This window comes from Gemmatimonadales bacterium (assembly GCA_041390145.1).
GTDB lineage: Bacteria > Gemmatimonadota > Gemmatimonadetes > Gemmatimonadales > GWC2-71-9 > SPDF01.
Genome location: JAWKQM010000006.1, coordinates 22554 through 33394, shown reverse-complemented (window position 1 = coordinate 33394; position 10841 = coordinate 22554). Strand labels below are relative to the sequence as shown.

General features: G+C 68.6%; 12 protein-coding genes. All 12 read right to left on the bottom strand.

The genetic code is table 11. The features are described from left to right. Nucleotides 1–30 precede the first annotated feature (30 nt). A complete protein-coding gene (locus R2910_06255) occupies nucleotides 31–1578 on the bottom strand; it encodes an NAD(P)H-hydrate dehydratase (protein ID MEZ4412567.1) in 1548 nt (515 codons plus the stop codon). A gap of 92 nt (nucleotides 1579–1670) precedes the next feature. Next, nucleotides 1671–1865, bottom strand: a complete 195-nt coding sequence (locus R2910_06250) for a hypothetical protein (protein MEZ4412566.1) — start codon at nucleotides 1863–1865, stop codon at nucleotides 1671–1673. A 14-nt stretch (nucleotides 1866–1879) separates the two neighbouring features. Then, nucleotides 1880–2278 (bottom strand): hypothetical protein, encoded by a 399-nt coding sequence (locus tag R2910_06245; GenBank protein ID MEZ4412565.1) that lies wholly within the window; start codon nucleotides 2276–2278, stop codon nucleotides 1880–1882. Then, on the bottom strand, nucleotides 2275–3534 hold the full coding sequence (glyA, locus tag R2910_06240; protein ID MEZ4412564.1) for a serine hydroxymethyltransferase: 1260 nt from the start codon (nucleotides 3532–3534) through the stop codon (nucleotides 2275–2277). Before glyA ends, R2910_06245 begins: the two co-directional genes overlap by 4 nt. After that, nucleotides 3531–3977 (bottom strand): RpiB/LacA/LacB family sugar-phosphate isomerase, encoded by a 447-nt coding sequence (locus R2910_06235; GenBank protein MEZ4412563.1) that lies wholly within the window; start codon nucleotides 3975–3977, stop codon nucleotides 3531–3533. Before R2910_06235 ends, glyA begins: the two co-directional genes overlap by 4 nt. 75 nt (nucleotides 3978–4052) lie before the next feature. Continuing rightward, nucleotides 4053–5114, bottom strand: a complete 1062-nt coding sequence (locus R2910_06230; protein ID MEZ4412562.1) for a Glu/Leu/Phe/Val dehydrogenase dimerization domain-containing protein — start codon at nucleotides 5112–5114, stop codon at nucleotides 4053–4055. A 67-nt stretch (nucleotides 5115–5181) separates the two neighbouring features. Continuing rightward, nucleotides 5182–6030, bottom strand: coding sequence for a 3-hydroxybutyryl-CoA dehydrogenase (locus tag R2910_06225; GenBank protein ID MEZ4412561.1), 849 nt, complete (start codon nucleotides 6028–6030; stop codon nucleotides 5182–5184). Continuing rightward, the gene (locus R2910_06220; GenBank protein MEZ4412560.1) at nucleotides 6027–6914 is read right to left on the bottom strand and encodes a type II CAAX endopeptidase family protein; all 888 of its coding nucleotides are present in this window, start codon (nucleotides 6912–6914) and stop codon (nucleotides 6027–6029) included. The genes R2910_06225 and R2910_06220 overlap by 4 nt, the downstream gene beginning before the upstream one ends. Continuing rightward, complete coding sequence (locus tag R2910_06215; GenBank protein ID MEZ4412559.1) at nucleotides 6911–7480, bottom strand: biotin transporter BioY; 570 nt, start codon at nucleotides 7478–7480, stop codon at nucleotides 6911–6913. The genes R2910_06220 and R2910_06215 overlap by 4 nt, the downstream gene beginning before the upstream one ends. Continuing rightward, nucleotides 7477–8664 carry an acetyl-CoA C-acetyltransferase gene (locus R2910_06210; GenBank protein ID MEZ4412558.1) on the bottom strand — a complete coding sequence of 396 codons (1188 nt, stop codon included), beginning with the start codon at nucleotides 8662–8664 and terminating at the stop codon, nucleotides 7477–7479. The genes R2910_06215 and R2910_06210 overlap by 4 nt, the downstream gene beginning before the upstream one ends. A 72-nt stretch (nucleotides 8665–8736) precedes the next feature. Further along, the gene (gene thrS / locus R2910_06205) at nucleotides 8737–10668 is read right to left on the bottom strand and encodes a threonine--tRNA ligase (GenBank protein MEZ4412557.1); all 1932 of its coding nucleotides are present in this window, start codon (nucleotides 10666–10668) and stop codon (nucleotides 8737–8739) included. Beyond that, nucleotides 10665–10817 (bottom strand): hypothetical protein, encoded by a 153-nt coding sequence (locus R2910_06200; GenBank protein ID MEZ4412556.1) that lies wholly within the window; start codon nucleotides 10815–10817, stop codon nucleotides 10665–10667. Before R2910_06200 ends, thrS begins: the two co-directional genes overlap by 4 nt. Nucleotides 10818–10841 lie beyond the last annotated feature (24 nt).

The following is a 10841-nucleotide window of genomic DNA, read 5'->3' as shown; positions in this document are numbered from 1 at the left end:
GCATTCCGGTTTGACCGGCGCCGGCGAAGCTCAGGACCGGGGGCGGTCGAGTTCTACCAGCACCGGCAAAATGGGACGGGGAGGACTGGAGCGCAGGAGGGCCCATGCGCGCCAGAGGTCCGGAAGGGCTTCCACCACGTCCATCGGTCGCATCGCTCGCGCCGTGTGACGCCGCGCGGCCAGTTCACCGGCACGGCCAAGGGCCTGGGCCGCAAGTGCGACCGCCTGCGCGCCCGGGAGCCCGGTTCCGAGCATGGTGCCACAGATGCCGGAGCGGATGTCGCCGCTGCCACCAGTGGCCAGGCCGGGAGTGCCGACGGCGATCGACTGCGTGGCACGCCCCGGGCTGGCCACGACGCTCGGCACCCCCTTGAGCAGGATCGTCGCCCCCGTCTCTTGCGCCGCCGATTCCGCGGCACCCCAAGGATCGGTGTCCAGCGTACCGGCCAGGTGCGGGAAGAGCGAGCGGAACTCACCCGGATGCGGCGTGAGAACAAGTTCCCGTCCACTCGCAATCTCCCGGAGGAGCGGCAGCGCGCCGTGGAACGCCACCAGCCCGTCGGCGTCGAGCACCGCGGCAGAAGAGCCCCTCAGGATAGCCTCGACGAACCCGGCGCTGTCACGGGAACGGCCCAGCCCGGGGCCGATGACCACGGCATTGGCCTCCCCCACGAGCGAGAGGAGGTCGGCGCTCGGCGTCCCCTGGAACGGGTGGGCACGCAGTTGGAGGTCTGGCTCTGCGCCGGTCAGTGCCGCGGTCGACTCCGCCGGCGCCACGCCGTAGACCAGCCCCGCACCCGTCGCGAAGGCGCCCCGTCCCGCCATCCGCAGGGCGCCGGTCATCCCGACGTTGCCACCGATCACCACGATCCGTCCCCGATTGCCTTTGTGCGCGCGGGCGGGAAAGGGCTTCAACCACTCCGCCGCCTGGGCGTCGGTCATCAGGACCGGCCAGGCGGGGTCCGCCGCCGGGAGACCGATATCCACAATGACGACGTCACCGACTTCATCGCGCGCAAGGAGGTGGCCCCGTCGCGGCGCACCGAACGAGATGGAGAGATCCGCGCCGGCGGGACCCCAGGCGGCGCCGGTGAGCAGATCGACGCCCGTCGGTCCATCGAGCGCGACCAGCGGCACGCGCAGATCGCGCAGGCGCTCCATGAGGATGGCGACCGCGCCGCGGGGGGCGCCCGACGCCCCCGTGCCGAGCACGGCATCCACGGCAAGCGCCACGGTCGGCCACGGTCCTTCAGGAGACACCTGCCGGACACCCTCGGCGAGGGCGATGGCGCGAACCTGCGTATTGAGAGAGGAGGCGGCGCCGGGCAGGGGCGCGACCCAGACGGGGATGTCGTGCTTGTGGAGCGTGCGTGCGACCACCCACCCGTCGCCGCCGTTGTTGCCGGTCCCCGCCGCCACCAGGACGCCGCCGCGCAGGGCCGGCCCAAACCTGGTGGCGATCACGGCCGCACTCGCCCGCCCCGCGGCATCCATCAGCGTCGCGACGGCGATACCGGCCGCCTCGGCACGACGATCCCACTCGGCGGATTGTGCGGGGGTGATTACCGGGATGTGCATGGTCACTTCCACACGAGGGCGTGGGGCCGGCGATGAGAGCCTGTGGACGCGCATCGACCCCTTAAGGCAACGGACCCACGTCCCCGGGCCACCTACTTAAAGGACTGACCAATCACTCGGCCGAAGGAGATCTCGCCGTTATCGATGCGCAGGTTGAACCCGCACTCCGGATTGGTGCACACCCAGGCCTTGTAGGTGATCGGCGCGCCCTCGCGACCGTAGTCGGACAGCGGGATCAGTTTTCCGTCGGCGCACTTCTGGCACACCGGCCAGTCTTTCCCTTCCATGATGCCCTCCCAGTCTAGGTCTCGACCTGTCCCGACGCGGCGCCCTGCCAGACATAGCCCGTCCGGAACGCCTCCGCGAAGTCGTACACCCCGATGAAATCATCCGCCGAGTCACCGGGCTGCGCCACCAGCAGCCCCGACTCCACGAGCGCGAACACCACCCGTCCGACCGAGTCGGTCGACGTGATACCCCAGTGCGCCAGCACCGACGGCGCGAGGAGTCCGAACTGCTCCCAGGCAAGGTCGCGGCACGCCCAGGCGACCTCGGCCCCGGCGAGATGCCGCCGCGCCGGGAGCCGGGACTGCACATGTTCGATGGCGCCCAGCACGAAGAGGTAGGCGCGTTCGTCGAACGGACCGCCCCGCGAACGCAAGCGGGTCAGGACGTCGGCGACGAACGTGAGGTCGTTCACGCGGGGTCTGCCTGGTAGAGCGGGAAGGCGCGGGCCAGCTCCTGCACCTCACGGCCGACGGTCTCGATGGTCCTGTCGTCCTGGCCCACGAGCACGCGGTCGATCAGCTGGGCAATCCGCTTCATTTCCGCCGTCCCCATGCCGCGCGTCGTGAGCGCCGGGGTGCCGAGGCGAATGCCGCTGGTCACGAACGGCGACTGCGGATCGTCGGGGATGGTGTTCTTGTTGACGGTGATTCCGGCGCGGTCAAGCAGCTGCTCGGCGAGCTTGCCGGTCAGCCCCTTGGGCCGGAGGTCGACCAGCATCAGGTGGGAATCGGTGCCCCCCGACACGATGTCGAAGCCCCGGCCCTGCAGCGCGACGGCGAGCGCCTTGGCGTTTTCGACCACCCTCCGCGCGTAGATGCGGAAGTCGGGCTCGAGCACCTCACCGAAGGCGACCGCCTTGGCGGCGATGACATGCATCAGCGGACCGCCCTGGTGCCCCGGGAAGACCGACTTGTCCACCTGCTTGGCCAGGGCCTCGCCGCACAGGATCATGCCGCCCCGCGGGCCGCGCAGCGTCTTGTGCGTGGTGCTGGTGGTCACATCCGCAAACGGAATCGGCGACGGGTACACACCCCCGGCCACGAGTCCCGAGAAGTGCGCCATGTCCACCAGGAGGTACGCCTCGACTTCATCGGCGATGCTGCGGAACGCCTCAAAATCGATGATCCGGGCGTAGGCACTGCCGCCGGCGATGATCAGCTTGGGCCGCTCGGCGCGCGCCAGATCGCGTACCGCGTCGTAGTCGATGAGTCCGGTGGCCGGGTCAACCCCGTACTGCACCGCGCGGAAGATCATGCCGCTGTGGTTGACCGACGCGCCATGAGTCAGGTGACCGCCATGCGGGAGGGACATGCCCATCAGCAGGTCGCCGGGCGCGATGAGGGCCATGTAGGCCGCGAGGTTGGCCTGGGCGCCGCTGTGCGGCTGCACGTTGGCGTGCCCCGCGCCGAAGATGCGCTTGGCCCGTTCGATGGCCAGCCGCTCCACCTCGTCGACCACCTCGCAGCCGCCATAGTAGCGGCGCCCCGGATAGCCCTCGGCGTACTTGTTGGTCAGCGGCGTGCCCATCGCGTCGATGACGGCGCGGCTGGCGAAGTTCTCGCTCGCGATCAGCTCCAGGCCATCCCGCTGACGGCGCAGTTCGCGGTCCACGATGGCGGCCACGGCCGGATCAGCTTCCCGCAGACCGGCGGTATTGTGACGACTCACGTCCCCTCCCCTTCCTCAATCTTGGCAACCCGACGGCCGTGCCGGCCTCCGGCGAACGGAGTGTCCAGCCAGCGCTTGAGAATGTCCACCGCTTGTGTCTCGTTCACGAACCGCGCCGGCAGCACCAGCACGTTGGCATCGTTGTGTTCCCGCGCCAGGGCGGCCACTTCCGGCGTCCAGACCACGCCCGCCCGCACCCCGTGGTGTCGGTTGGCGGCGTACGCCATCCCGAGCCCGGTGCCGCAGAGCAGGATACCGCGCTTCACCTCGCCCCGCTCCACCTTCGCCGCAAGCGGGTGTGCAAAGTCAGGATAGTCCACCGACTCGGCGCCGTTGGTGCCCATGTCGAGCGGCGAGTAGCCGAGCGCGGTGAGCTCGTCCTTCAGCCGCTCCTTGAGCTCCACGCCGGCGTGGTCTGAAGCAATCGGAATGATTTCTGGCATTGTCATCAATGTAAGGGTACCCGGGCGGGGATGCGGGGCGGCCTGCCCCGCTGCCTCCCCGCCCCGCGGCCCCGCCTATACCGGCATCCACATCGGCCGCATCCCGCCGACCTGCTGGAGCCGCCCCTCGGCGAGGCGGTCGGCGGCGAGGTACGACGGGATCTTCTCCGCGGCGGCGAGGTCGTAGATCCGCAGCAGGGTGTCGTAGATCTCCCCCGCCTTCTTCTTGGAGCGCTCGGCCGTCCACCCGTGGATCTCGCCGTAGACATTGATCAGGCCGCCGCCGTTGATCACGAAGTCGGGCGCGTAGAGGATCCCCTTGGCGTCCAGGGCGTCGCCGTGGCGCTCCTCGGCCAGCTGGTTGTTGGCGCCGCCGGCCACGATGCCGACCTTCAACCGCTTGAGGGTGTCGTCATTGATCGTGGCGCCCAGCGCGCAGGGCGCGTAGACGTCGGCCGCCTGGTCGTAGATCTTGTCCGGCGCCACCGCAGTCGCTCCCGTGAGCTCGACCACGCGCTTCACCTTGACCTCGTCGACGTCCGACACGATCAGCTTCACGCCCTCGGCCTGCAGGTAGGTGCAGAGATACTGCCCGACGTGCCCGCACCCCTGGACGAGGACGGTCTTGCCGGTCAGCGAGTCGCTTCCCCACTTCGCCTTGGCGGTCGCCTTGATCCCGACGTACACCCCGTGCGCCGTGACCGGCGACGGATCGCCCGAGAGGCCCGTGAGTCCCGCCACGTGGTTGGTCTCGTAATGGACAAACTCCATGTCGGCCGGACTGGTGCCGACGTCCTCAGCCGTGATGTACCTGCCGCCGAGCGATTCGACGAAGCGGCCGTGGGCGCGGAATATCGCCTCCCGGTCGGTGCGCTTGTTGTCGCCGATGATGACCGACTTGCCGCCGCCGAGGCTGAGCCCGGCCACCGCCGCCTTGTAGGTCATGCCGCGGGCGAGCCGGAGGGCGTCGGTGATCGCGGCGTCGGTGGAGTCGTATTGCCAGAACCGGGTGCCGCCGAGGGCGGGGCCGAGGGTGGTGTCGTGGATGGCGATGATGCCGAAATAGCCGCAGGCGGGTTCGTGACAGAAGACCACCTGCTCGTGGCCGTATCCGGCGATGTCCTTGAACAGATCCATGGCGGCGCTCACTGGGAAATGGCGGTTGAGGGACCGGTCCGGAACATCCGGCCGGTCGTCGACAGCGTCACTTGGTGTACTCGTAAAAGCCGCGGCCGCTCTTCCGGCCGAGGTACCCCGCCGCGACCATGCGGCGAAGCAGTGGACAGGGCCGGTACTTGTCGTCTCCGAGGCCTCGATGCAGCACTTCCAAAATGGCGAGGCAGACGTCGAGTCCGATGAAGTCGGCCAGGGCGAGCGGTCCCATCGGGTGAGCCATGCCGAGCTTCATCACGGTGTCGATCGACTCTGGCGTGGCCACCCCCTCCATCACGCAGAAGATCGCCTCGTTGATCATCGGCATCAGGACGCGGTTGGACACGAAGCCCGGATAGTCGTTCACCTCGACCGGCGTCTTGCCAAGCGACCGTGAGGTTTCCATCGTCCATTCGGCCGTGGCATCGGTGGTCGCGTGACCGCGAATGACCTCCACCAGCTGCATGACCGGCACCGGGTTCATGAAGTGCATGCCGATGACCTGGCCGGGCCGCTTCGTCCGCGCCGCGATCTCGGTAATGGAGATCGAGCTGGTATTGGTGGCGAGAATGGCTTCGGGCTTCGCAACCCGGTCGAGTTCGGCGAACAGCGCGAACTTGACGTCAGGGCGTTCGGACGCCGCCTCGACGACCACGTCGGCGGACGCGGCCGCCTCCAGCGTGAGGTGCCCGCGGATGCGGCCCATCACCTCGTCGGCATGGGACGCGGTGAGCGTCCCCTTCTTGACCTGGCGGTCAAGATTGCCCCGGATGGTGGCCAAGCCCTTGTCCAGGGCCGGCTGGGCGACATCGATGAGTGCCACCTCCCAGCCGTGCTGGGAAAAGACGTGGGCGATGCCGTTACCCATGGTCCCGGCGCCCACGACAGCTGCTCGCTTCATACCTCCCCCTCCCCCTTCGGTGTCCAGCGTGACACGAGAATGATGGCGCCGATCATGGCCACCGAGGCCAGGATCCCGCCCTCCGGTCCGAAGGCGCCGCCGCTGACCCAGGCGGGGCCGCCGGGATGATACTCCAGCAGCGGAATCGCGAGGGGCAGCCCGCTCACCGGGGCGCCGAGCGCCGCCAGCGACAGGTTCCACCCGAGATGGGCACCCCACGCCGCCCAGATGCCGCCGGGGCTGAAGAACACCGCGCCGAGCAGCATGCCCGCGAGGCTGATGTTGGCGAGCCCCAGCGGTGTCACGTCCGGATTCCCCAGGTGCGAAAGCCCGAACAGGATCGAGGTGGCCACCACCGCCGGCCACCGACCGATCACCCCTGCCAGGAGCACAAGGGGCACGCCGCGGAACACGATCTCCTCGCTCAAGGCCGGCAGGCTCAGCGCCGCGCCTGTCAGCGCCGCGGAGCGAAGCCACTCGATGACGGTCCCGTCACCGGTCGTCCACCCCGCCCCGGCCACCACCAGCCCCATCACCATGGCCAGGGCGGCGGCCACCAGCCCCACCACCATGCCCCGCCCAAACCAGCCGGCGCGCGTGGCCTGGGCCTTCCATCGCAACTCTTCCCACGATCGTCCGAGGAGCTGTCGTCCGATGTGGAAGGTGGCGATCCCAAACCCGATGATCAGCCCCGCTCCCTGGGCCATCGCCTGCGCGAGTCCCGGCGCGAGGAACCAATCGGGCTCGATCGAGCCGGTGAAGAGGGCGCCGATGCCGACCGCCGCCGCAAGACCAATGACGAACCCTTCAACGCCAAAGGCGACCGACCAGCCGATCGCCTTGAGCAGGCCCTTCCAGCCGCGGCCGATGTCGCGGCGGCTCAAAGCAGCTTGGCCAGCTTCGGCGACATCCTGGAGACCAGTGCCGCGGCCAGCACCACTTTGATGAGGCCCATCGGCAGGAACGGCAGCGAACCGAGCTGGAACGCCGCGGCGGGGTCACCGGTCAGGATGGCCAACTGCGCGACGCCGCCCGCGTGAATGATCAGCATGCCGAGGAACGCCCCCAGCAGGGCGCGACCAAAGCCTCCGCGCCTGGCAAGGGTCCCGATGACCAGCGCCGCCACCGGGAAGGCGAGCAGGTATCCGCCGGTCGGGCCGAGCAGCCAGGCGATGCCCGACGCGCCGCCGGAGAAGACCGGCAATCCGGCGATGCCGAGGCCGAGGTAGGTAATGAGCGCCGCGACACCGGCGGCGGGACCGAGCAGTCCGCCCACCGTCAGCACCGCGAGGTCCTGCAGGGTGACGGGCACGGGCGTGACGGGCAGCGGGATCCGCACCTGCGCGGCCACCGCCACGACGAGGGCGCCGATCGCGATGGCGACGACGCGGCGCCCGGTGGACGACACGGGTGCGGCCGCCAGGGTCGGCGTCTGGGTCTTGCTGATCACATTGCCTCCACGCTGAGCGCCACGGCGTTGCCACCGCCGAGGCAAAGGGTTGCGAGGCCTGTCCCGACGCCGCGGTCCTTCATGGCGTAGAGCAGGGTGGTAAGCACACGGGCACCCGACGCACCGATCGGGTGGCCCAGGGCCACGGCACCGCCCCGGACGTTCACCCGGGTCCAGTCCCAGCCGAGGGCGCGGCCATCGGCCAGCGCCTGCACGGCGAAGGCCTCATTCGCTTCGATCAGGTCGTAGTTGCCGATGGTGGCGCCGGTCTTCTTCATCAGATTCTGCACGGCGAGGATCGGGGCAAAGAAGAGATCCTTGGGCTCGCCGCCGCCGGTAGCGTACCCGGTCACCCGCGCGAGCGGTTTCAGCCCGTTCGCCTTGGCAAAGGCGAGGGAAGTGACCACGAGCGCGCTGGCCCCGTCGTTCAGCCCGGGGGCGTTGCCCGCGGTGACGCTGCCGTCCTTCTGGAAGACCGGCTTGAGCTTGGCCAGCGCCTCGAGATTGGTGTCCTTGCGCGGCGACTCGTCGGTGTCGACGATGGTCGGGCCCTTCCGGCCCGGGACCTCGACCGGCACGATCTCGGCCTTGAACTCCCCTGCCTCGATGGCGGCGACCGCCTTCTGGTGACTCTCGTACGCGAACTTGTCCTGGTCTTCGCGCGAAATGCCGGCCTTGGTGGCGGTGTACTCCGCGTAGACTCCCATGTGATTGTCGCCGAAGCTGTCCCAGAGCCCGTCGTGGATCATCCCGTCAACCATGGTCTGGTTGCCGGCCTTGATCCCGGTCCGCATGCCGTACACATAGTGCGGCGAGGCGGACATCGCCTCCTGGCCCCCCGCCACGATGCACTGGGCATCGCCAGCCTTGATGGCCTGCGCGGCGAGCATGACGGCCTTGAGCCCCGATCCGCAGACCTTGTTGATGGTCAGCGCGGGCACCACGCCAGGAACGCCGGCGTGGATCATCGCCTGCCGGGCGGTGGCCTGGCCGGCACCGCCCTGCAGGACGTGGCCCATGATGACCTCGTCCACGGCGGCAGGATCGACACCGGCTCGCTTGAGGGCGTCACGAATGACGACGGCCCCAAGCTGCGGGGCCGACATGGACGACAGGCCACCGAGATAGCGGCCAATAGGAGTGCGAACGGCGGAGACAAGCACGGGGGTTGTGGAGTCGCTCACGATTCATCCATCCGTTGAGGTAATCGACTGCCCAAAGATACTCGCCGAAAAGGACCTTCGCGAGGTGACGACCTAGATCACGGTGCCGAGGGCCCGGGACCGAATCTCCTCGGTGACCCGCGCCACGAACTCCTCCACCGGAATCACTTCCTGCTTATTCCCCGCCCCGCGCACCCGGATGGCCACCGTGTCCGCCTCGGCCTCGCGCTGCCCGACCACCGCCATGTAGGGCACCTTGCCGACCTCGCCTTCGCGGATCCGGTAGTTCAGGGTGGAGTTGCCGGCGCCAAGCGTGGCACGCACGCCCGCTGCCCGGAGGCGAGCCACGACCTTCGCCGCCGCGTCGGCCTGCTCATCGGAGATCGGGAGCACCCGGACCTGCTCGGGTGAAAGCCAGAGCGGGAACGCCCCGGCAAAGTGCTCGATGAGAATCGCGATGAACCGCTCGAACGAGCCGCACATGGCGCGATGGATGACCACCGGGCGGTGCTCGGCGTTGTCCTCGCCGACGTAGCCGAGATCAAACCGTTCGGGCGCGGCGTAGTCGAGCTGGATCGTGCCCAGCTGCCACTTCCGGCCGATCGAGTCCGACACGTCGAAGTCGATCTTGGGCCCGTAGAAGGCGCCGTCCCCTTCCTTGAGCTCGTATGGCAGGCCGGTCGCCTCGAGCGCCGCGCGCAGGTCGGCCTCCGCGCGGTCCCACATCGCGTCGTCGCCGATCCGCTGTTCAGGCCGGGTGGCAAACTTGAGGGTCGCCGTGAGCCCGAAGGTGGCATACACCTCGAGGATCATCTTCGTGAGCGCCCGGACCTCCGCCGGCACCTGGTCGGGCCGGAGGTAGATGTGGCAGTCGTCCTGCTGGAACTGGCGGACGCGCGTCAACCCGGAGAGTGCGCCGGTCAGCTCGTTCCGGTGCAGCACGTCGAAGGTGGCATAGCGGACCGGCAGTTCGCGGTAGGAATGCTTGCGCAGCCCGTAGAGCAGGTGGTGGCTGGGGCAGTTCATCGGCTTCATGGAGTAGTCGTGCTCCCCCGACTCGTTGTCGAGGACCATGAACATGTTCTCGCGATACTTGCCCCAGTGACCCGAGCGCTCCCAGAGAATCTTGTTGTACAGGATCGGGGTCTTGATCTCCTGGTAGTCGGCGGCCTGCTGCAACTCCCGGATGTAATCGTTGACCTCGCGGTAGATCGTCGTCCCCCGGTCGGTCCAGAAGGCAGACCCCGGCGACGAGGGGTGAAACAGGAAGAGATCGAGTTCCTTGCCGAGCCGGCGGTGATCGCGCTTGCGCGCCTCCTCCAGCCGGTGCAGGTAGGCGGCAAGGTCTTCCTTCTTGAACCAGGCGGTCCCGTAGATCCGCTGCAGCATCTGGCGACGCTCATCGCCGCGCCAGTAGGCGCCGGCCCCGTGCAGGAGCTTGAAATGCTTCAGCCGGCCGGTGGATGGGATATGCGGCCCGCGACAGAGGTCCTGGAACGGCCCGTCGGTGTAGACCGTGATGACCTCGTCGTCGCCGAGTTCGCTGATCCGCTCAAGCTTGAGCGGATCGTCGGCAAAGCGCCGGTTGGCCTCGGCTCGATCCACCACCTCGCGGCGGAAGGGATAGTCCCGCTCCACCACCTCGGCCATCTTCTGCTCGATGGCGGCGAGGTCCTCGGGTGTAAACGGGCGGGGCACGTCGAAGTCGTAGTAGAAGCCGTCCTCGATCGGCGGGCCGAACCCGATGCCGGCGCCGGGAAAGAGTTCACGCACGGCGGTGGCCATGATGTGGGCCGTGCTGTGCCGCAGCATTTCAAGCGAAGCGGCATCGCGGTCGGTCAGGACGGCAAAGGCGGCGTCCCGGTCGATGGGGCGGTCGAGATCCCAGATGACGCCGTCGACGCGCGCGGCCAGCGCGGCCTTGGCCAGCCCCGGGCCAATCATCTGCGCTACCTCACGGCTCGTGGTGCCCGCGGGCACTTCGCGCACGGAGTTGTCGGGCAGGGTCAGGCGGATCTGCGTCATGGTGTGGTGTCCTGCATGGTCGGCGTCACGATCGGGTCAGCGTGGGGAGCATAGCGGAAATAGAGGGCAATCCCGACGAGCAGGAGGACCACAACGAAGAGCCAGCGGCCCAGTTCGCCACCGGGAATCCTGGAGCGTTCGTCGGCCATGAGACACCCCGGGAATGAGGGGAA